At 48.2% G+C, this 22,687-nt stretch carries 17 protein-coding genes; 8 read left to right on the forward strand and 9 right to left on the reverse strand.

The window, feature by feature from the left end:
* Positions 1–2: 2 nt before the first annotated feature.
* From MKY23_RS25990 to MKY23_RS26000, 3 genes are all read right to left on the reverse strand, one after another.
* A complete protein-coding gene (locus tag MKY23_RS25990) occupies positions 3–1,103 on the reverse strand; it encodes a response regulator (protein ID WP_339833225.1) in 1,101 nt (366 codons plus the stop codon).
* A complete protein-coding gene (locus MKY23_RS25995) occupies positions 1,100–2,896 on the reverse strand; it encodes a sensor histidine kinase (protein WP_339833228.1) in 1,797 nt (598 codons plus the stop codon). Before MKY23_RS25995 ends, MKY23_RS25990 begins: the two co-directional genes overlap by 4 nt.
* A 319-nt stretch (positions 2,897–3,215) precedes the next feature.
* On the reverse strand, positions 3,216–5,222 hold the full coding sequence (locus MKY23_RS26000; RefSeq protein ID WP_339833231.1) for a beta-galactosidase: 2,007 nt from the start codon (positions 5,220–5,222) through the stop codon (positions 3,216–3,218).
* Between the two features lie 225 nt (positions 5,223–5,447).
* Between MKY23_RS26000 and MKY23_RS26005 the strand changes: the two genes are divergently transcribed.
* Positions 5,448–6,419: an AraC family transcriptional regulator gene (locus tag MKY23_RS26005; protein ID WP_154984786.1), complete on the forward strand. Its 972-nt coding sequence runs from the start codon at positions 5,448–5,450 to the stop codon at positions 6,417–6,419.
* Here MKY23_RS26005 and MKY23_RS26010 read toward each other — a convergent pair.
* Positions 6,389–7,033 (reverse strand): molybdenum cofactor guanylyltransferase, encoded by a 645-nt coding sequence (locus tag MKY23_RS26010; protein WP_339833236.1) that lies wholly within the window; start codon positions 7,031–7,033, stop codon positions 6,389–6,391. The two genes, MKY23_RS26005 and MKY23_RS26010, sit on opposite strands and share 31 nt — an antisense overlap.
* A gap of 307 nt (positions 7,034–7,340) precedes the next feature.
* Between MKY23_RS26010 and MKY23_RS26015 the strand changes: the two genes are divergently transcribed.
* The 3 genes from MKY23_RS26015 (at position 7,341) to MKY23_RS26025 (ending at position 10,303) form a co-directional block, all read left to right on the forward strand.
* Entirely contained in the window at positions 7,341–8,552 is a 1,212-nt protein-coding gene (locus MKY23_RS26015) for an MFS transporter (RefSeq protein WP_339833239.1), read from the forward strand.
* Between the two features lie 510 nt (positions 8,553–9,062).
* Positions 9,063–9,392 (forward strand): transposase, encoded by a 330-nt coding sequence (locus tag MKY23_RS26020; protein WP_221791733.1) that lies wholly within the window; start codon positions 9,063–9,065, stop codon positions 9,390–9,392.
* Between the two features lie 5 nt (positions 9,393–9,397).
* Positions 9,398–10,303 carry an IS3 family transposase gene (locus MKY23_RS26025; RefSeq protein WP_336122791.1) on the forward strand — a complete coding sequence of 302 codons (906 nt, stop codon included), beginning with the start codon at positions 9,398–9,400 and terminating at the stop codon, positions 10,301–10,303.
* Between the two features lie 418 nt (positions 10,304–10,721).
* Here the strand turns inward: MKY23_RS26025 and MKY23_RS26030 are convergent, their stop codons facing one another.
* On the reverse strand, positions 10,722–12,488 hold the full coding sequence (locus MKY23_RS26030; RefSeq protein WP_339833242.1) for a glutamine--tRNA ligase/YqeY domain fusion protein: 1,767 nt from the start codon (positions 12,486–12,488) through the stop codon (positions 10,722–10,724).
* A 282-nt stretch (positions 12,489–12,770) separates the two neighbouring features.
* Here MKY23_RS26030 and MKY23_RS26035 point away from each other — a divergent pair, with 282 nt between their 5' ends.
* The 3 genes from MKY23_RS26035 to MKY23_RS26045 all read left to right on the forward strand — a co-directional run bounded on the left by MKY23_RS26035 (position 12,771) and on the right by MKY23_RS26045 (position 14,900).
* Positions 12,771–13,028, forward strand: a complete 258-nt coding sequence (locus tag MKY23_RS26035; protein WP_090924184.1) for a DUF2164 domain-containing protein — start codon at positions 12,771–12,773, stop codon at positions 13,026–13,028.
* A gap of 34 nt (positions 13,029–13,062) precedes the next feature.
* Positions 13,063–13,611 (forward strand): GNAT family protein, encoded by a 549-nt coding sequence (locus tag MKY23_RS26040; protein WP_090924183.1) that lies wholly within the window; start codon positions 13,063–13,065, stop codon positions 13,609–13,611.
* A gap of 320 nt (positions 13,612–13,931) precedes the next feature.
* On the forward strand, positions 13,932–14,900 hold the full coding sequence (locus MKY23_RS26045) for a LysM peptidoglycan-binding domain-containing protein (RefSeq protein ID WP_339833247.1): 969 nt from the start codon (positions 13,932–13,934) through the stop codon (positions 14,898–14,900).
* A 141-nt stretch (positions 14,901–15,041) separates the two neighbouring features.
* Here MKY23_RS26045 and MKY23_RS26050 read toward each other — a convergent pair whose 3' ends face one another.
* Both MKY23_RS26050 and MKY23_RS26055 read right to left on the reverse strand, forming a co-directional pair.
* On the reverse strand, positions 15,042–15,830 hold the full coding sequence (locus MKY23_RS26050) for an SDR family oxidoreductase (RefSeq protein WP_090924181.1): 789 nt from the start codon (positions 15,828–15,830) through the stop codon (positions 15,042–15,044).
* Positions 15,831–15,882: 52 nt separating this feature from the next.
* Positions 15,883–16,380 carry a GNAT family N-acetyltransferase gene (locus MKY23_RS26055; protein ID WP_090924180.1) on the reverse strand — a complete coding sequence of 166 codons (498 nt, stop codon included), beginning with the start codon at positions 16,378–16,380 and terminating at the stop codon, positions 15,883–15,885.
* Positions 16,381–16,731: 351 nt separating this feature from the next.
* On the opposite strand from MKY23_RS26055, the gene MKY23_RS26060 reads away from it, so the two are divergent.
* On the forward strand, positions 16,732–17,871 hold the full coding sequence (locus tag MKY23_RS26060) for a MerR family transcriptional regulator (protein ID WP_251509324.1): 1,140 nt from the start codon (positions 16,732–16,734) through the stop codon (positions 17,869–17,871).
* A 118-nt stretch (positions 17,872–17,989) separates the two neighbouring features.
* Here the strand turns inward: MKY23_RS26060 and MKY23_RS26065 are convergent, their stop codons facing one another.
* On the reverse strand, positions 17,990–21,388 hold the full coding sequence (locus MKY23_RS26065; protein ID WP_339833255.1) for a cellobiose phosphorylase: 3,399 nt from the start codon (positions 21,386–21,388) through the stop codon (positions 17,990–17,992).
* 302 nt (positions 21,389–21,690) lie between these two features.
* Complete coding sequence (locus MKY23_RS26070; protein WP_339833258.1) at positions 21,691–22,680, reverse strand: LacI family DNA-binding transcriptional regulator; 990 nt, start codon at positions 22,678–22,680, stop codon at positions 21,691–21,693.
* Positions 22,681–22,687 lie beyond the last annotated feature (7 nt).

A 22,687-nucleotide genomic window follows, 5' to 3' on the forward strand; every position in this document is an offset into this window, starting at 1 on the left:
ATTCATTCGGGGAATGGGTTAGGCAACTTATGCTGGCCTTTGCGCATCTCTCCGGGTGACACACCAAAGTGCTTTTTGAATACCCGATAGAAGTAGGACACATCTTCATACCCCGTCATCTCGGCGATATGTTTGAATGGAATCTGATCATCCATCACCCACTCTTTGGCTTTGGTCATCCGAAGTTGAACCACATAATCGGTCACGTTCACGTCATATTCTTTCTTGAAAGCTTTGCTCAAATATTCCTTACTGACAAAAAAGATCTGGGCAAGCTGCTCCAGCGTAATCATCTCCATGCAGTGTTGCTGCATATATTGCTTTACCTCTTCGAGGTTCAGCTTGTTTTTATACTTACGCTGGGCAATTAATTGTTCCAGCGCCTGATAATAGGAAGCGGAGATCCATTCCACAGCCGCCCGGATCGAACCCAGCGCTGCTGCAGGAGGCAATATTCCCTCTTCCGGACGATCGAACAGCCCATTGGACACACATAGTTCGTCCAGCATATTCTGCAGCTCATAAACCGCACGTCCAAGCTGGCGAGGTCTTCGAACCTCGTTTTGTTCCATCTTTTGCTCTAATTGATGAAACCATTCCCGCAGGCTCGTCAGGTTCAAGTCGTTGAAGCGCAGACGTGCTTGCTGCTGGAACAGAGAGAATTCACCCGCGAATGAAGCCGGATAAGCTTCCCACACTTCTGGTGCCGTAGCAGCTTTATCCAGTTCATGACTACATTTCGCCAGCGTAGCATTTAGTTCATCCGGATTCACCGGTTTCAGCAGATAATCAGCTGCACGATACCGCAGAGCGTGTTTGGCATAATTAAAATCATCATAACCGCTCACCACAACAACCTTAATCTCCGGGTACTGACTGCTCAGCGTCTGCATCAGCTCGACACCATCCGATCCAGGCATACGCATGTCCGTAATAATAAGATGAGGTTGCAACGTCTTGACCATCTGTATCGCCTGTTCTCCATCCTCTGCTTCACCGCAGACAACCAAGCCGAGCTCATCCCATTCACCAAGATTACGTAAAATATCGCGATTCCACGGCTCATCATCCACCAGCAACACTCTATAGATCTCCTTACTCACAAGGGCTCGCCTCCTGTTGTGCAGGGGATCGTTACGATCACTTTTGTTCCCTGCCCAAGTTTACTTTCCATACGCATACCGTAATCGGGCCCAAAATGCATCACCATTCGTGATGCGGCATTGAGCAGTCCAATACTCGTGCCTGAATTCCATACCCGATCGGTATGCCGCGTAATACGCTCCAGTTTCGATTGCATCTCTGCAAGCCGATCCGGCTCCATTCCCATGCCATTATCACAAATTTGAATGGTCACCCTACCCTGCTGTGGATCACAGAGCACTTCGATGCCTAGCTTCCACTCCCCAGGCTTTTTCTCCAGCCCGTGCAAAAATGCATTTTCTACAATAGGCTGTAAGGATAACTTCGGAATATAACACTCTCGGAGTTCTCCCGTAATTTCCAGCTTATATTCAAGCCGGGTGGCAAAACGTTGCTTCTGAATCAGCATATAATGCTCCAATTGATCCAGTTCGGATTGCAGAGGGACAAGGCCGTCCGGTGCCCGTACAATATAGCGGAACATCTCGCTTAATGCCCGGATCACCTTGTAGCTATCTGCCGGCTTTTGCGAATAGACCATGCCACCGATCATTTGTAATGTATTTTGCAGAAAGTGGGGATGAATCTGGGATTGTAGTGCTTTGAGCTCGGCTGTCTGTTTCTCCAGATTCATCAAATAGTTATCCCGGATATGCTCCCGAATTCGACTAGCCATACCGTGCAAATTTTTCTCCAGTAGGCCAATCTCATCCACTCGTCCGCTACGCTCTACTTTACGATCCTTGATCAACTGAATACCCTTCATGGAATTCGCCAGTCTGACAATAGGTTTAGAGGTTCGCCAAGCGACCAGTGCCGCCAGAGCAACAGACACGACCGTTGCCACTCCGCCCACAACTAGCCCATACTTCATCGTTTCCAGTGCACTCTCGTTAATGACATGATCCGGTACGATTTTAATCACCCGTAGCCCTGTTGACTCAATATCGTGATAGAAAATATATTCCTGTGCTGTACGAATAAAACCCGCGTTATTCTTCGTTTCGCTCAGCTGCTTCAACGCTTCATCCGATGGCTGGATGGAGGAGTTCGGCTGATATACCGGATGACCTGAACTGTCTCCGATATAGGCGTTATAATCTCCCCTGCTGTCGAGCAGTTCAAGCGTCTGGTTAAACTCGGCCCACTTGATCTCCAGACTGATCGCTCCGATCTGAGCCTGATCCTCAAAGCGGTTCATGCTGCGGGTCATATGGAACTTTTGCGGATCTACCGGATCATTGATAATTGTAAAATCTTTATGCTCCGTAAAAAGCTTATGATACCCTTGCGGAATATCCGCAACCGTCTTAATTCGGGATTCCATAGAATTGAAGGTGAACAGGGTGTCCTGCTCCTTCAAGTACAGTTCAACCCCAAACACATAATTGCCAGCAGAATAGTACACACTGTTCAGCATATTAAAAACAGCCTTTTGTTCGTCAAAACGGCTGGAAGCAGGCGCTTCCTGGCCCAACGCCAAATACTGATGTAGCTCATCACTGATCTGAATGGAATAAATGATATTATTCATGCGGGTAAACTGTTCTGCCAGATAGACAGAGGCCCAATTCATATTGACCCGGTTCGTATCCATAACCTCGGCTTCCATGGAGGAACGCGCATTCTCCGCGGCTACCGCAGTTATCACAATGACTGGCAGTACAGCGACCAGGGTCATTGTCAGTATCAATTTATTACGAATGCTGCGCTTGAAAGGATCTATCAGCCGACGGTAGAGTTCGTTAAACACAGCGCATCCACTCCTGAGCTAAAATAAGACAAACGCCCCGGCATCAAAGCCGAGGGCGCCATGGTCTTGTTATTTTTTTCGGAAAATATGAAGTAAATGTTGAACCAAGATTTTACACAGGCCACTCCGATGACAGAATAACCTTTCAATCGCTGTTATCCCCAGATTTTTTTGATTCCTTTTTCCAAAAGGGAAAATCCGGTGATAAAGGCGAACGCTTCGCTTTTTCAGGTTTTTTCTGTCCTCTCCGTTAAAGTGTAAAAGAACAATTTAAAATCTTCTATTTTCCTTGGGAACTTAAAATCTGCACTATTATTCCCTAGTTCTGTTCGATAATGCGTACGCCCCATCGTTCCAGCTTGATCTCCTGCCCAGCGGCAATCGAATCTCCTGATAATAGCTCTGTCCCTTCGCTATACGGATTCTTGAAGGAAACCGGCTCATCCGAATAGTTGAAATAGTAGCGGATGGTATGCCCCTGATCGTTCACCCCTGTCTTCACAATGAGTGGAAAAGCAAGCTCCTGATCCGCTCCCCATACACCCGCGTCCTTCATCACACGTTCCAGCACCTTGCGAATGACGGCAGCGCTCGTATAACAGCCAACATATGTTGCTTTGCCTTTACCGTAGTTATTTTGCGTGATCGCCGCATACTCTCCCCAATGTGGATGATCGTACCAAGCGAGCACCTCCGCAGTCGTCGGCGTAATCAGCTCCATCCAGGTGTGTACCTGATTATGCTCCTCACCTACGCCAAATGGATCATCGCGTAGCCCAACATGCTTCGGTTCAACAAACAAGTTGTAGCTAATGCCACATGCTTCACTGATCAGTCCGGGCTGACGTGAAGAACGAACTTTGATGTGTTCATTGGCAAAACCGCTCTTGAACGAGTACACGATATGTCCGCCGTCCTGTACAAATTGGTTTAATTTTTCCAGCAACGCATCCGAAGCCGCATACAGAGCAGGCACCACAAGCACATCATAATCTGCATAACTCTCCACGGAAGGATCGATAAGATCGCAGCCAATGTTCATTTTATACAGCTCATCGTACATCCAGCGCACAACGTCGTTGTAGTTCTTGTCACTGGTAAAGTTAAAGCCAAACCACTTGATGGAGGTTAACGCCTCGTTACTGAACAGTACAGCCACCCGATTTGTTTTCTTCAGATTCACCAGCTTAGGACTCAGGCGAGCAAAATCGCGGCCAATTGTCTGCGCTTCGTTATACACCGGATTCGGTTCGAAATCATGGCTTAGCAGGCCTTTCCAGTAGGTCTCAAACGAATTGTGCAGCGAGTGCCAATGCCAGTAGGCAACCATGTTAGCCCCAGAAGCCAGATGACTGAATGCCTGTAATCGCAGTTGGCCCGGATAAGGAACCCAATGCCAGAAGGCCTGTGCTTCGGTCTCCAGAACAAGGTAGTTGGATTGTTTGGTGGAACGCGCCACATCTCCTCCGAACGAAATCTCAATGCCGGTTAACTCGTCTTGGGAAGGATGATAGATATCTACACTGGTGATGTCAAAAGGTCGGGATGCTGCAAAATGATCCACATCCCCCTGAATGCCGTAGGAATACCCGCGCCATTCAAAGTCAAAGTTCTGGGTAACAAACTGGCCTTCCTGTTTGTACTCATTAACAATCCCAACTTGCCACGCCAAGAAATCCGTGACCAATTGCCGCTGGAACTTGGCAAACTCAGCTCCCAGGCTACCGTTAATCGTACCCATAACGGAAGGGAAGTCCTCCCAACTGTTGATCCGATTACTCCAGTAATCCAGTCCAAACTCCTTGTTTAGCTCGTCCAGCGAGCTGAACTTGTTGCGCATATATTTAACAAACTGTAACTGCACGTTGTCTCCAGCTGTGTTGTAGTGCTTCGTTTCATTATCTGTCTGATATCCAATGACAGCGGGATGTTTACTCACGCGTGAGATCAGCTTACGAATGATGCGCTCTGCATAAAACAGATACGTCGGATGCGTGATATCCATAATCTGTCTTGCTCCATATTTTCCAGGTCCCTGTGCGGTTGTTGCCAGCACGTCCGGGTGCTCCTTCACCATCCACGTCGGAACAGCATACGTTGGTGTGCCTACGATGACATGAATTCCGGCCGCATGCATCGCATCCAGCACCCGATCGACGGAAGTGAAATCAAACACACCGTTTTGGGGTTCATGGGTACTCCACGTTGATTCGGCGATGCGTACGACATTGATCCCAGCATCCTTCATCATCTGAATGTCCTTGTCCAGTCTTTCATATGGCATATATTCATCATAATAGGCTACGCCGTATAATAATTTGTCCATGAAATAGTCTCCTTTGAGTGCATAAGGTAAGTTGACATGTTCCCGCTTCTAATGGTAGCGTTTACATTAATGCTAGTATCGTTTTATTCGTTGTTTAATATCTGTTGATACGCTTGCATATCCCGATATATTAGGATGTCCGCGTTAAACTGATTATAATGAAGTACATGCATAGTGCCGATGGCACAAGGCGAGTATTTTTTACCCTTTTCCGAGGTGAATGTCATGGATATCCGTTCGCAGCTTCGAGAGATGCCATACCATACGCTGGCTCACTGGCTTCCAATTATCGATTGTAACATCAAATTTTATGGCGCTCATAGCCAGCAAGTTCCATATAGGTGGGCTATGCCTGAGGAGACACATCCGGGCTTTGAGATCATTCTGATCATTCAGGGAACGCAGGAGAGTGTGATTCATGGCTACACGTATACGGTAGATGAGGGCTCTATTCTGCTCATTCCGCCCGGATTCAAACATACCAATACATGTATTTCTGCGGAGGGTATGACCTATTTTAGCGCACATTTTAACGTAGATGATCCGGTATTCACCTTAAAACTCATGTCCCAGCGTAGCAGAATCTATGCCGCCGGTACGGGAGATAATATGAAAATAAAAGCCGTGCTTGAAAGCTGGATGAGCATGATTAATACAGCCGAGGCTTATTCGTCCACAGACAAATTACTCATGCAAGCACGGATGTTCGAACTGTTTGCGCTGTTATCTCAAGCAGCAGAGAATACACCCGAATCCACGATCTCGGTGGATGCTGCTCATGCCCCTGCTCCGACCGCCATGCATTACGCAGGAGCGATCGCTGAAGCGATCAAGCAGGCTTTCCATGCCCAGTTACGATCACGGGACGACAATGTATCTTCGGTCAAAGTCGAGCAGATCATTTCGTCGTTTGGCATTAGTCCGGGATATGGTTTACAGGTTTTTCGCAAAGTATTTGGTCATTCTCCGCGGGCCTACCTGTCCAGCCTGAAACTGCAAGAGGCCAAGGTGTTGATCGAGCAACCTGATCTTTCGCTTGGGGAGATTGCCATCAAACTTGGTTACACCCACTTGTCTCATTTCAGTAGACAATTCAAACGCTGGACAGGCCAAAGCCCTCTACTCTATCGAAATCAACATGCAGAGAATAGCCTGAATCCCGTTGCTCAACCTCCAGAAGGAAACTCCGAACGCTGAAGATGAATTCGTATATTCTCGAATTCTTCGGGAGTATTCATATTGCTCAATTGTAGTGCGGCATGTTCAATACCTACTTGCTCCAGTTCGTCTATTTCGGCAAAATGGCAACCGATCTCTTCCAGCCAGCGAATGACACGTAGCCGGTCATGAATAAGGCACTGCTCTAGCTCGGGAAGCACACGCCTGTGGTAAACCCCTGCAAGGGGATGAATGCGTCCTTCTACTCGCGGAACGATAGCATTGCATGTTGGATATTGTACTGCGAGCCTCTTCATTCCATTGAAAAAAGAGGTTTGCAGAAGCGGCATGTCGCAGGCACTAACCAGATTCCACTCTGTCTGGGAGACACTGAGTGCTGCGTCGAGCCCCGCAAGTGGCCCCTTGCCCGGGTAAACATCTTTTACGAATTCAAAGTCCTTATCCCCCAGTGCGCTGTAGATTGCTTCGTTAGAGCCTGCTGCAACTACAATTCGGGATACGGCGGGTCTGATCGCATTGTTTATATGAGTTAACACGGCTGAACCATTCAGTTCGAGTAGTGCTTTGTTCGTTCCCATTCGGCTGGATAATCCACCTGCCAATATAATGCCTGTCCATTTTTCAGCGTCCATAGCACTCTCCTCTTCCCGTAAGAACCTGAGTTATATCTTCGTGCAACATATTAATGAAACTCCAATCGTATGCCAGAAGTCGATCGATACGATGCAAATTCATTCCTTACCCTAAATTTATATCTAATTTATATAGTGCACATTTATATCATACCTTTTGCCGCATCCGTTTTGGGATAAGAACATTCTTTAGGACATACCTTTTAGTCCATATATTCTATACGTTGAATCCCCTTTCAACAAATGATACATTGAACAATATGATTCGATTCGGAAAGGAATGGCTCAATTGGACAGATCTGCACCTGTGAGAGGCACTTCCTCGCTGACCTCTCTGAAACTATATAACTTTTTCATCTACGGAGCCATTTCAATCTTTGCCGGATTCCTGCAGCTCTATCTTCAAGAGATCGGTATGACCAAACTGGAGATCGGCAGCCTCATGGCCATCGGTCCTTTTGTTTCTCTGTTTGCCAATCCGTTCTGGGGGTTCTGGAGCGATAAGTCTCGCAATATCCGCATTGTGCTAATGATGATGATGGGAGGCACCTTTGTGCTTGCACAGGGGGTATTTTATGCGCCCTCGTATGCCTGGATCTATGTAGCCATGATTTTCTTTTATTTTTTCCAAAGTCCCTTATTCGCTCAAACCAACAGCCTGATTCTCGGTTATATCGACGGTACAGGTCAGAAGTTCGGATCCTTTCGGCTCTGGGGCTCTCTAGGTTGGGCGCTGACTGCAGTTGCTGCCGGGCCGGTTATTGACCGCTTTGGCGTGAGCAGTGTGTCCATTATTTTTGCATGTATGATTGCTGTAGCGTTTATACTCTCTGTACTTCTGCCAAGGCAGCCCATTGCTTCTGATACCCCGATTGTGACGTTCCGGCGATTCGGCAAAGTGATGTTTAACCCGTATTTTATGATCTTTATCGGTCTTGGGGTGCTCGTTTCGGTACCCAATGCCATGAACAGTACATTTATGTCGCTTTATATTGTAGAGATGGGCGGCGACAAACAGATGGTTGGCTGGGCCATCTTCACATCCTCTATTCTCGAAGTGGGTGTGTTCCTGTTGCTGGATCGGCTACTGAAACGCAAAATGAGCATACTACTGGGCTCTCTGATTCTGGTCAGCCTGTTGTTTGCTCTTCGCTGGCAGCTCATGGCGCTGGCTAACAACCCGATGGAGGTTGTCTTTATTCAGCTCATGCACTCGGTCACCTTTGGCGGTTATTTCTATGTGGGTACACAACTGACGATGCTGTTTATTCCGCGGCCTTATCGCTCCTCCGGGCAAGCGGTGTATACGATGGCTTGGGGTGGTCTCTCCGGCGTTATTGCCGGGCTGTTTGGCGGTTGGCTATTCCAGAGCTTCGGTGCAGAGGTAATGTACAACATCGGTGTCTTCTTTTCACTCATCGGCGCTGCTGGCTTTGCCATCATGTGGCTGTGGAACCGTCGTAATGGATACCAGCCAACGGTGCTGACCGAGATGGGCAATATGGATGAAGACAAGTAGGTGGGGATGTGGCTGACCACCCTCGCATGAAGCAGAGCACTGCGTGCTGGGAAATTCGCAGTACGAGCTAGATGAGTTCAGTAGATGAAGTAATTGAATAAGGTAAGTAAATGAGGTAAGTAGATGGAAGATGTAGTTGAGGAATAGCTGAGAAGTCATTGAACAAATGAAGCTTCAGTTTTTGCGTAATGATTCCTGCAGACAATGGAACAGTCCTGTGAAAAATTAGTGGTAACTCTCGCGGCTAACCGCTAACGATCACCACGAAGCTTATCTGTGCAATTTTTAGTCATTTCATATTCTAACGATCACCAGAAGCCTTATTTCCATTCAAACCGGGGAAAACAGGGTGAAAAGACTACATTTTCAGGAAATAAGCTCCGTACAGATCGTTAGAATTCAGAAATGCCGAAAAACGGGGAAATAGCGTTCCCTGTCTTTAAAGCCCCCTAATCCAATTGGACACTCGAAGCCACCTCAGATACACTAAATGAAATGAGGAGAGTGTTCATGAAAAGACGATTTAGATGCCCGGTTGAGGCGAAAAAGGAGTATGTCGTAGAGGTGCTTTCTGGCCTCCGGACAGAGGTCGTGGCACGAAAGTACGGCATGTCTCCTAAAACGCTGACGACTTGGGTTCGTCAATATGAAGATGAGGTGGGGGAACTGGTGGCTAAAAAACAAAAAGAAACGCAACAAATACAGCAAGATGCAGCCAACTATCAAGAATTACAAGAGAAATACGATGAAGCTTTGAAACTTCTCGGCGCAAAAGAATTAGAGAACCAGATTCTCAAGGATCTCGTTAAAAAAAAGTACCCCGACTACAAACCGCGATAGGTTGGATTGAGCGAGGATATCCTGTCCGTACGGTGCTTCGGATCTGCGATGTCCCTCGCTCAACATACTATTATCACTTGAAACACCCTGAACGCCAGCAACCCATAAGTAGCGGACGAAAAATCCCTGGATACTCTTACAACCAGCAGGGGAAGCGTATCTCGGACACTCGGATTTTCGGGTTTCTTCGTCGTTTGATCCAAGGGCCGGATGCGGCGTTTGGCTACCGAAAACTAACCGTGTTGTTGCGCCGGAAATACAACTTGGTGATTAACAAAAAGAAGGTATATCGGCTCTGTAAGTCTCTCTGTATCCTTCTCCCTCAGCGCGAACGAACGCATACTGTACCGAGAAAAGTAGCTAATAACCGAACGGTAGATGGGCCTAACCAATTGTGGCAGATGGATATCAAGTACGGTTATGTTGCAGGGAAACGCCGGCACTTTTTCCTCGCAAGTATTATTGATGTTTTTGATCGCCGAATCGTCGCTCACCATCGAGGTAAAGCCTGCGACACGCAGAGCATCTTGAATACGCTCCGGCAGGCTATGGTAACACGACGTATCCCTAAAACCGAGCCAAAGCTCGTGATTCGTACCGATAACGGCCCTCAGTTTATAAGCAAAGCGTTTTATAACTTCTGTGAAGAAGCAGGTTTAGAGCATGAGCGGACACCCGTTCGAACACCGAATAAAAATGCTTTTATTGAATCGTTTCATAGTGTTCTGGAACGTGAGTGTTACCAGCGACATTGTTTCGAAAGCTACGAAGAAGCCTTTTCCGAGGTAGATCGATACATCCGTTATTACAACAAAGACCGTATTCACGGCAGTCTACACGACTGGTCGCCGACAGATTACCTGCGCCTGGTCAACGAAGGAACCATAGAACCCAAATCCATTGCGTTATGATGCGTCAATCTGAGAAAAAGCTAGCTAGTGTCCAATATTAAGGGGTTGAACCGCTGTGATCGTTAGAGTAATTTGCATACTATAAAAGAGGACATCCCCTCTATATCGAAAAACACAAAAAGGGCGTCCCGTCATCTTAAGGATGAAGGAGCGCCCCTTTTAATGCTTGTGCAGCTTGTTACTCTCGAAACTTGGTGCTCTAACTCTAACCCTAACCCTTCAAGCATTCGGTGGATGAATTAACCTCACGGCTACAGTTGGGTTACCCACCAGCTCTGTCCCATGCTACTGTTGTACGTCTATCTCATGCTGTTGTGCGTCTGTGCTACTGTTTCCGTCTATCCCACTCACTTGTTTGTCTATCTCACGCTCTTGTACGTCTACCTCATCCCATATCCTCTTGTATCTACTTTATACCTTATGCCTTCGGCAATTGGAATGAGCTTTTCAGCGATACAACCCGGTTGAATACGGGACGGCCTGGCTCGGAGTGCTTTGGATCAACACTGAAGTAGCCATGACGGAAAAATTGGAACTTGTCCTGTGATTTCGCTTCTTTCATCTCTTGCTCCACGAAGCCGTGAACGATCTCCAGAGAGTTCGGGTTCAGCTGATCCAGGAACGTTTTTTCCGGTTGCTCGGCAGTCTCTGCTCCAGTTACATCGGCCTCAATCTCAGCCCCTGCTACAGCGGCAACCACCTCGGCCTCCGCTTCTGCTTCCGGTGCTTCTGCCGAAATCAACGGCTCGTACAAACGGAATTCTGCGGGTACCGCTTGAGTTGCCTCTACCCAGTGAATCGTGCCTTTGACTTTGCGGCCCGTAAAGCCGCTGCCGCTCTTCGTTTCTACATCATAAGTGCAATGAATCTCAACGACATTACCATCCGCATCCTTGATCACGTCATTACATTTAATGAAGTAGGCATGTTTCAGACGAACTTCATTGCCAGGGAACAAACGGAAGTATTTGTTCGGCGGATTTTCCATAAAGTCGTCTTGCTCGATATAAATCTCGCGGGAAAACGGAATTTGGCGGTTGCCCATCTCCGGGTTTTCCACGTTATTCTCGGCTTCCAGCCACTCCACTTGTCCCTCAGGATAGTTGGTGATAACCACTTTGAGCGGGTGCAGCACAGCCATGGTGCGCGGAGCTTTCAGTTTCAGATCCTCACGAACAAAGTGCTCCAGCGTTTGCAGATCGATCACGCCTTGGCTTTTGGAAATGCCTGTTTCGAATACAAAATCACGAATCGCTTCCGGTGTGTACCCCCGGCGACGCAGACCCGAGATCGTTGGCATACGCGGATCGTCCCAGCCATCCACATGGCCTTCGTCCACAAGCAACTTCAGCTTACGTTTGCTCGTTACCATCTGTGACAAGTTCAGGCGGCCAAACTCGTATTGACGTGGCTGACTCTCCATCTCACATTCCGCGATAACCCAATCATAGAATGGACGCTGATCTTCAAACTCCAGGGAACATAAAGAGTGAGTTACACCTTCAATGGCATCTTCGAGCGGGTGTGCGAATGCGTACATCGGGTAGATGCACCATTTGTCGCCCGTGTTATGGTGATGTGCATGAGAGATACGGTAGATGACCGGATCACGCAGGTTGATGTTAGGCGAAGCCATGTCAATCTTGGCACGAAGTACCTTTTCTCCGTTCTTGAATTCGCCTGCACGCATACGTGTGAACAGGTCGAGATTCTCTTCCACCGAACGCTCGCGGTATGGGCTGTTTTTGCCCGGCTCGGTCAGCGTTCCGCGCATTTGACGGATTTCGTCGGCGCTTTGGTCGTCGACATAGGCTTTACCTTTTTGAATAAGCAAGACCGCACGGTTGTACATCTCATCGAAATAATCCGAGGCAAAACGTTTCTCGTTCCACTCGTATCCGAGCCATTTCACGTCTTCCTGGATGGAGTTCACGTACTCCACGTCTTCCTTCACCGGGTTCGTGTCATCAAAGCGCAGGTTTGTCTTGCCGCCGAACTCGCCGCCCAGCGTAAAGTTGATCCAGATCGCCTTCGCGTGACCAATATGCAGATAACCGTTCGGTTCCGGTGGAAAACGGGTAATAACTTCCTGGACTTTGCCCGACCGGAGGTCTTCAGTAATGATATTTTTAATAAAGTTAGGTGGGGTTGTGAATCGGTTGTCCACAGTTATCAAACCTTTCATGAATGGATTGGAGCTTGCAAAAAGTACAATAGTACAGCAATTCCGGGTAAAATTCCTTAATGACGAAACCATTTCCTGAAAATATCTTCTTTCATGGAAAGTTTCGTACGCGTTTCATTTAAATATACCTTTAACGGGGAAGGAGTTCAATAAATAACAACATGAAAATCGGGATCAAACGCACACGCTACCCGATTCAAGTTAGGCCCAATACCATTTTGACGAGTTCGCACGAATCATGTAGCATATGAGTAAAACTAAATTTAAGGGAGGGTTTCCCAAGTGAACGCGCTAAAACTGACCAAAGAACAGCAGGATGAAGCCATTCGCACGATCCAGTCGTATTTTGAAGAGGAACGCGGCGAAGAATTGGGCGATCTGGCAGCATGGGGCGTCCTCGACCTGTTTATGACACAGCTTGCTCCCTACATATATAATCAGGCACTCAGTGACGCACGCACGACGGTAAACCAGCGCATGGCCTCCATGGAAGAAGATCTGTTTGCTCTGGAGCGCAAATTGCCCCGGCCTCCCCGCTAATCTACCTATTATATAAAGAAAGAAGGTTGCAATCATGTTTACCTATTCATTGGATGAATATACAGAGCTTCGCCCGCTTTTGATGGAGCACACCAAACCGCTGTTCGAACTGACGGACCGTTCCAGAGATCAACTGAGACATTGGCTGCCTTGGGTAGATCAGGTGACCGACATTGAACATACATCGAGCTTTATTACGAACGCGTTAAAACAAGCTGCGGAGAACGGCGGCTTCACAGCCGGCATCTGGTTAAAAGGAGAACTTGCAGGTATCATCGGTTTCCACGAGATTAACTGGACAAGCCGTTCCGTAAGCATCGGATACTGGCTTGGTAAAGGTTTCGAAGGACAAGGCCTAATGACCAGTGCCTGCCGTGTCTTGGTGGATTACGCCCTCGTGACACTGGATCTGAATCGGGTCGAAATTCGCTGTGCCACCAACAACAAACGTAGCCGTGCTATTCCGGAACGACTTGGCTTCGTGCTTGAAGGTGTCATTCGCCAGGCGGAAAAGCTGCCTAAAGGATACGTCAATCATGCGGTATACGGCATGTTACAGCATGAATGGGAACTTTTGCGATAACACAGCCTTACATAATGGACATGAAACGGACGGATATAACATTTTCATAAACAAAACTACATCACAACTAACCGAAGTATCTACGTAAATCAAAATACACTTCATTACACTGAAATACCTTATCATCATACATCACCCTAATCCGCTTGCCCTTTGTCTGTGACGGCACATGTCCCATAGATGAGGGGTATTTGTGGTTGTGACACCATTTTTTACTTCCCCTTAAGGTTGAACTCATCTCTGCTTCATGCTCGGTGCCTAAGATAGCGTTGTGGCTATATAACCACAAACTCTATTCAAAGGAAGAAGGATGATCACGGATGAAGAAAACCACAACATCAAAGGCAGTCAAAGTAACCAGCGCTTTAGCTTTAACACTTGCACTTGGCGGGGGCTTGGTGGCAACAACTGCGGTTCATGCAGACCCTGCAGCGAAAGCATCCGATGCACTCCAAAACAAACGCACTGCCCCGATGGGGTCCCATATATTGAAACCACCTGGCGAAGCGGAACGAGGACTTGGACCTTGGTTCGGACCTCATGCTGAAGAAGTTCTCTCTGTGCTGGGCATCACCAAAGATGAGTTGAAAGAAGCCATTAAAGCAGACAAGTCCCTTGCTGAAATTGCTGCCTCAAAAAAGGTTGAGACACAGACGCTCATTGATAAACTGGTAGCCACGGAGAAAAAGGAACTGCAACAACAGCTTACCGACTCCAAGATTACACAAACCCAATATAATGAACGTTTGGCCGCTCTTACGGAACGCGCGAGTGAACTGGTAAAAGAAAAACCATCCGCATTACGTGAGAAGAAACCACAACTTCCTGCGCTTGGAATGGATTTGCCTGGACGGGGGTTTGGCCCTGAAGTCGATCGCAACCTGGACAAGCTCGCGTCTTTACTCGGAGTGACCACCAATGAATTAACTTCATCACTCAAAAAAGGGGATACCCTCGCAGCCATTGCCTCTGCCCAGAAGGTAAACGTGCAAACCCTTATTCAGCAGCTTGCAACCGATAGAACGGCCGATCTGCAGCAAGAGTTGAAAGACGGGAAAATTACACAGGCTCAGTATGATGAACGGGTTGCCGATCTAACCCAGCGCATCACAGACCTTGTTAATGGCAAACGCCCATCCGTTCAGCCCGAGCATCACCATGGCTCTCGTTTGAAAGACGAGTCTGGCACCCCAGTTAAACCTTTGCCAGAGAACGACAAAACAGACAAAGCAGGCACGACAGATCAGGCAGGTACGAGCACTTCTGATCTTAGTAAAGATCCTGCATAACCAACCGTTAGCAAGCAAATCGTACGTGGAATCTCACCTGTCTCTGCATCCTACAGGATGATTTCCATGCCAAGCCCCTCCTTCCCACGCTGTCAGCAGCGGTGAAGGAGGGGCTTTAACGTTTATCAGGTACATCGTCCTTTAGAGCGCGCGCACCATGCCACCATCCACAATTAATGATGTTCCGGTAATGTAGGAGTTGGCACCAGACAACAGAAATACGACAGCTTTGGCGAATTCCTCCGGCTGTCCATAACGCCCCAGCGGAATCTCTTTACGGAACTGCTCGGCAATCTCGTCTTCACTGACTCCATTCTGTTCTGCCCTCGCCGTATCCAACTCACGAATCCGATCTGTTGCGATGCGTCCAGGGGCTACGGTATTAATCAGTATGCCGTAAGGTGCAAGCTCCTGAGAGAGCGTCTTGGCAAGACCAAACACACCCGTACGGAACGTATTGGATAGAATCAGACCCGGAATGGGTTGCTTCACCGATGTGGAGGCAATGTTGACGATATGTCCTCCGTTTGCCTTCATATACGGAAGCACACCCCGAATCAGCCGGACATAACTAAGCATGTTTAGCTCAAACGCACGCTCCCAGTCCTCGTCGGTCAGTGACTCGAACGTACCGGAGGGCGGGCCGCCAGAATTGTTAACCAGAATGTCGATCTGGCCAAACTGTTCTGCTGTAGCCTGAATAAGTGCCGCGATGTCCTCCTTGCGTGTTACATCCGTTGCGACATATTCGACACGTCCTCCGCCGCCAAGTGCAAGCAACTCTTCTTTGACGATAGCGAGCTTGTCCCCGCTTCGGCTGGCCAACATCACATCCGCACCTTCCAGTGCCAGCTGTGCCGCAACTGCTTTGCCCAGGCCTCGACTGGAGGCCAGCACGAGTGCTTTTTTACCGCGAAGTCCCATATCCATTGTGTATTCCTCCCTAAGCAAAGTTTCTTCCCCTACACATCCGTCTAACCGTTTAGGCATCAATAAAATAAGCCATTAAAATGTCGTCTACATCCCTGCCACCGATTCGGAACTCAGATACAAGCCTGCCTTCGGTTATAAACCCACATTGCTCATAGAAGGCAACCGCTCCCGGATTGCTCGATAATACACGCAGTCTGAGTTTACGAATGCCCTGCTCCAGCGCGTGTTGCTTCATCGCTTTCATTAGAGCTGTTGCCACACCAGAGCGGCGAAAATCCGGATGAACAGCAATATGGATTTCATAGACATGCCGATTCACTGGCATCCCCGTAGGGGGATGGAAGCCCACGTATCCGCATACCTGATCCTCTTGTACCGCAATGAGCTGACTGCCAGGAGGACAATATTGCAAATACTGCTGTCTGGATCTCCATTGCATCGGTGCAGGCGAGGTGGATGCATTCCAGACCAGCATATCCAGCTCCATTAGCTGGTTTGCATCCTTCATCTCAGAAGCACGGATTTGATACGTATGACTGGTGAACATGCTGATTCAACCTTTCGATATCTTCATTCAATTTTTTGATTCGCTTCATTTAAATATCTTTTTCCTAGCTTGATTACGCTATCTTTATCATGTTCTTTATTCTGTTATCTATTGTAGCATAGCCGCCGGGAGGACTAAAATTCCACCTTCGTTTGACCAAATCATGAAAGATTAGAGCACAAATAAAACGTATCTAATGCTCACAAATGGTACACACCAGAACCACAGATTAGAAGATGCGATGCCAGTGTATTGCAAAAAACACTTCACCTTGCCGTAACGTCATACTTTATACTGATTCCATGGTAACAATTATAGATACGGTTCAATAAGGTAAGGAGGTACATCCGATTGAATATCAAAGAAGCCGCATCCCGGCTGGGGATTTCCGCAAGAGCCATTCGTTTTTATGAGGAAAAAGGGTTAATTCAGCCTGCCAAGCAGTCCGGCAATGGATACCGCACTTATACGGAGAATGATATATGGCGTCTGCAGACAATAGCAGCGTTGCGCGAGATTGGCATGTCTTTGCAGGACATTACTCAAGCTCTTGCCGAGATAGATCAAGGTAACCAGCAGGGGTTAGAGGAATATTTGGAACTGCAACAAGCAGTCATGTATGCCCAGTGGATAGAGCTGAAGCGAATGATGGATACGACCCAGCGTATGATCGACCTGAACCGTCAGGACGGTTCACTGGATGTCAGCCATTTGCATGATCTGGCTGGCAGTGCACGCCGTCTGCGGGAAGCAAGACAGAACTGGCATGACCGCTGGAATTATGATCAGCAAGCGGCCCTCCATGATCAGCGGGTTCAAACTATGACAGATACAGAGGATTACACTCCACAAGCAGATTCAACCCTATCCACGACTGCGTCCTCAGGCCACGTACAAATAACAGCAGACAAACCATTTAACCTATACCGTAATTACGACGAAGCATTAGAACAGACCTTGCAGTCTATTGCTCCTCAGCCTGGAGAAACTGGCTTGGACATTGGCACTGGGACAGGCAATTTGGCTGGCAGAATGCTGCGTCAGGGTGCTGTCATGACCGGGATCGATCAATCACGGGAAATGCTGCGAACATGCCGCCTCAAGTATCCTCAGATGCAGGTGAAGCTTGGTAATTTTCTGGCCTTGCCTTTTGCCGAGCAATCCTTCGACTTTGTTGTATCCAGCTTCGCCTTCCATCATCTGGGCCCGGATCAGCAACAGCTCGCTTTGGAAGAAATCCAGCGTGTGCTCAAAGCCTGCGGCACGAGCAGAATCTGCCTCACCGACCTGATGTTTACGGACTCTGCCCATCGTGACGCTTACCTACGACATGCCAAGGTCACAGGCGACAAGGAACAACAACGCGCTTTGCACGAGCGCCATTTCCCATTGCTGGACGAATTACACTGCCGTCTGACTCACCTGGGCTACGAGACCAAACATGTCCGTCATAATGAATTATTGCATACCGTACTTGCGGTTCCGCTATAATAGCAGGTATCTGACAACAACCTCCTGCAAAACACGAATGATATAGGAAAGAGCCAACTCTCCGAAAGGAGGTTGGCTCTTATTGCTGGTCTCGCTAGAGAGGACAGCAATGACTAGTTTACATATAAATATCAACAATCGTACGCTCAGCCGCGCCGCTTACTTCTTTGAACGCATCCAGCGAGATGCATACCCCGCCTTCACGATAACGGTTCACTGTACGCTCCCCAGCCACGTCTTTGCCATTCACCGTTACACGGCTGACAGCTTTCCCATTCAGGTGGTAGATAAACGTCACCGGCGTGCCTGCATATTCGAATTCGAATTGCATGCCATCCAGCTCAGCTGGCAGTACCGGGTCAATGACCAGATTACCGCCTTCCTGACGAATACCGAGTGCATTCGAGATCAACTGGTTCATATAGATTCCAGGGCCGCTGGAGTAGATTCTCCATCCGCCTTTCACTTCTACCGTCCCTTTGCGAAGCTGGTCAAAATGTTCCTGCGCCTCGTAGCGGGTGTTGAACTTGCCATCCGAACTACTGAAGTACGCATTCGCTTGACGAATCTCCGCGTTAGGTACAACCTCGCGGATCCCCACCGGATTGATCATCGCCAGACCGTTCCACACTTGATCCGTTTTACCCAGCTTCGCCATCGCTTCCACGTAACGGATGTGGGCATGCACATATTGCAAACCGATCTCACGTCCGAAGTTGGACGCTTGCTCTGCACGTTTGAAGTGTGTGCTCACGCCGCCTGCATATTGCGCCGGACGGTTCATCAGACGTACGCCATCCGGGCAGAGGAACTGCTCACGAATGAGTGCATAGTGTGACTCAGCCTGTTCTGCGTTCAGCAGTTCGCCGATCATGCTGCGTGTCATTGGCAGCAGGCGGTATTGAATGCCTGTCTCGGTATCTGTCGGGTGCAGCATCAGCTTCGCTTGATCTGCCTCTTCCATGTACACGAAGCCTGGAATCACATCTGTGCCCAGCATGTAACGGTTGAAGTCATCACGGATGCCCTGTGCCAGTGCTGCAAGCTCCTCTGCAAAAGCTTCGTCTTTAGATTTCAATGCCTGTGACAACACGTTCACGGACTGATACGTCAAGGCAACCGTCCAGCTACTCACCATGTATTGCTTGAGTTGTGCATTGGCTGGTTGAAGTGTATCATCCCAGTCTCCATCTCCATAGGAGGAGAGGAACGTATCGTGCAGGAAGTGTGCACGGATGTACTCGATCTCTTTTTTCGCGTGATCCAGTACGGTGGCTGTCTCTTCTGTGAATCCAAAGCTGTGTTTAACTGTATAAGGCACTTTCTCATCCAGAATGGCATAATCGCTTGTCGCAGTAAGGTAATCTGCCAGCACTTTCAGCGGCCATACGATGATATCGCCATGGCTCTCTTCCTGTTGAATCGCAAAGTACTTGTCAAACATAAACCATTGCGGCCAGTTACCATCATCTTCGTATTGGTGTGTGTACACCATTTTGATGATATCGCGAACCTGCTCATATTTTTGAGCGGCCATGAAATACTCTACCGGACCTTGGCACACATCACGTGTACCCCATGCCGCACCGCCGTATTGCTCCAGACCATGAGGCACAGAGTAGTGAACCAGCATATTATGCGTGTACCACCAAGCAAGGGCATTAACTTTGAACAAATCTTCTGCATTTTGGCTCTCGCCGCGGGACAAACGGAAACCATTCATGACACCTGCAAAGAACTCACGGTATGCCTGCACTTCTTCTTCAAAAGAAAGAGTAGAAGTTGCTGTGTCAGCACCAGCAGTCACCTGACTTTCCAGCATGCCCTGAACCTTCAGCGTCCATTCCGCAGTCTCTTCTAAGCTTAACGTTACGAGTGAAGCAGCACCACTGCGAACACCGCTGGCAAGCAGTGTTTCGTCCCCGGCTTGTACAGAGGCACCTTCAACCGTCATGCGGTACTCCAGCTCAGGATACGTTCCTGCACTCAGAGACTTCGAATCCGCTTTGAAAATCAATGTGCTACCATCCTGCGTCATGTGCAGTGGATACTCGTACTCATTCACGTTCATCGTAACCTGGTTCGTCACCAGGTAACGATAAGCTTTGCCACTTGTAGAACGCACATTCATGCGTACTTCCGTAGAATGCGTCGTTGTGTAATTCGTCACAATGAGTGTATCGGACTCCATTTTGTATATCCAGCGAGCATAGTTAAACCCAATCTCGAACAAAGACGGCATCGTCAGCAGACGATATTGCCCATCGATCTCAACATAGATGCGTTGTCCGGCCGTTTTTGGCACGTTCAGAGCATTGCGGGCATTGCTGATCATTTTATTAAAATTGGTGTTACCAATGACAAGCTGTGAGTTAAACATTCCGTACATATACGAGGTGGTTGTAATAACCTGTGCACCAAGTTTTACATTACCGCCGCTCATCAGAATATGTCCGTGTGGACGCTCCACCATCAGTTCTTTGGCTTTCAATACGATATGCTCGTAAGATTCGGTAAAGAAGGACAACAGTTGATCCCCGCTACGTTCTTCCTGATGACGGTCAGGGTACAGCTGGTTAATCTCTTCCTGCGTCAGATCCAGTGCCGCCAGTGGCTCACCCAGAGACGAGGAAAGTTTCACCTGTTCAAATACTTCACCTTGTTCTGCGTTCAAAGCCTGTACTTCGTTCCATGCTGCTGCAACTTCATCTCCATACTCCAGTGCGGAAATACCCGATGCATGGTTAGGCTTCGCCAGTCCGTAGAAAACAACCTGTGCCTCACCGTTCAATTCCAACAACTCGGATTGCAATGCAGTATAAGCGAACTCATACTGGTAAGTTTCGTTTGCCAGAGACGAACGACTCAGGCTTTCAGGTTGATTGGTTTCTTTGTAAGACAGTCCGAAGAACTGGAACCCATCCGTCGAGTAGCCCACTGCTTTGGTGAGAGAGCCTTGTTGCATATAAGGGAAAACGCCGCCCTGAGGCTGGTTTTGACGTGAACATACCACATAACCTTTTGCAACATCCTCAAATACCGTATGGTCGATATATTGCGACAGATAGGCTTCATTACTACGTACTGCGCCCGGATCAGCAAGTCCCACATCTTGTCCATACACCACATCAACACGCTGCTGTTGTCCTGTAATTTTCACATCCCAGAACCAGATTCCTTGCGGGGCAAGCGTAAATACAACTTTATACTGGATCGCCTGTCCTGCAGGGTTCGGTTGCACACTGCCTGTCCAGATCAGCTGATGGTCTGCATGTAATTTGCTCGTAGATACTTGGCTACCGGAATGCACGCCGAGGAGAGGGAAGGAAAGAATCTCCCCATTTTCTCCGTATACACGCAGGTATAGATTATTCAAAGACCCATCAATCGGGTTGCTAAGTAGTTGATTCAGCATGGTTGAGCCGGAAGTGGCTTGATACAAATCTCCACTGTTCAAAAAAGTAAATGTGACTTCTCCGGCTGCCAGACGAATCGTTTCATTCATAGTTGTTGCCATCTCTCTATCACTCCTTAAATTAGTTTACGACTTAAAATCGAAACGTTTCGATATTTTTGAAAAAGAATAGGGCTCCCTTTGAACCGGTCGTTCCCGACCCGTTCCAACGATAACCCTCATGCTGTAATACAAGTAACACATTGTGTTCACTTACAGATCACACTTCTCGTCGTTATGTATCCATCTTAGCCAAGTCTTGCTGTGATGAATACTTGCTCCGCCTTTTGCATCTACTGCCCCAGTTGCCACCAATATTACATACCATGATGCAAACTCGGTAACCTTATTTCCTACTCTCGACCTTAAGGAGACCCCACGGACCCGCGCTCTACCAGATCAATCGTTAATGTGTAGGATGGATTAACACTCTCTCCATTCAACATCTGGAACAGCAGATGCCCGGCCAGTGATCCCGCCTCATGCTTCGGCTGACGAATCGTGGTCAGCGGTGGTTGAATATATTCAGACAGCTGGATATCATCGAATCCAATAACGGAAACATCTCCCGGCACCGAAATACCGCTCTCTTCAAATGCCTTCAGTCCACCTATAGCCATCTCATCGTTTCCGTAAAACACTGCTGACGGCAGCTCTCCCTGCATAATCATCATCTTGGTCGCGCTGAAACCGCCCTCGCGCACAAAATTGCCGTTCAAACGCCACTTGGATTTTTCGGTAAGGCCTGCTTCCCGCATCGCTCGGAGATACCCCTGGTAACGTAGCGCATTATCATAGGAATTGGACGGTCCGCTGATATAAGCAATATTCTCATGCCCCGCTCTAATTAGACGGCGAGTCGCCAGATATCCTCCCTGCTCTCCATCCACCAGTACGCTAACAAGATGATCGCCAGATAGCTGTCGATCCATGACAATAATGGGGAATCGCGACCCGGCAGACTGAACCAAGATATCATCATCGATGTTATGAGCCAGAACAACGGCTCCGTCCACTCTTTTTTCACGCAAAAAACGTACGGCCGTTGAATCCCCTCCACCCATCGAGCTGCACGCAATCAGGTCATACCCGTTCGCCAGCGCCACATCCTGCACACTACGAATCAACTCGGAGTAATAAGGTCCCGACAAGTCTGTCAAGATTAGCGCGATGGTATTGGTCCGGCTCCGTTTCAGATCCATGGCAAAGCCGTTTTTACGGTAATTCAGTTCCCGTGCTGCCTCAAGCACTTTGGCTTTGGTCCTGGCACTAACCTTGCTGTCCCCATTCAATGCATAGGAAGCAGTGGAGAGTGCTACACCCGCCAGCTTTGCCACATCCTTGATCGTTGCCATTCCTAGT

It is taken from the genome of Paenibacillus sp. FSL R7-0272, assembly GCF_037969905.1.
In the GTDB taxonomy this organism is placed as follows: Bacteria; Bacillota; Bacilli; order Paenibacillales; family Paenibacillaceae; genus Paenibacillus; species Paenibacillus polysaccharolyticus.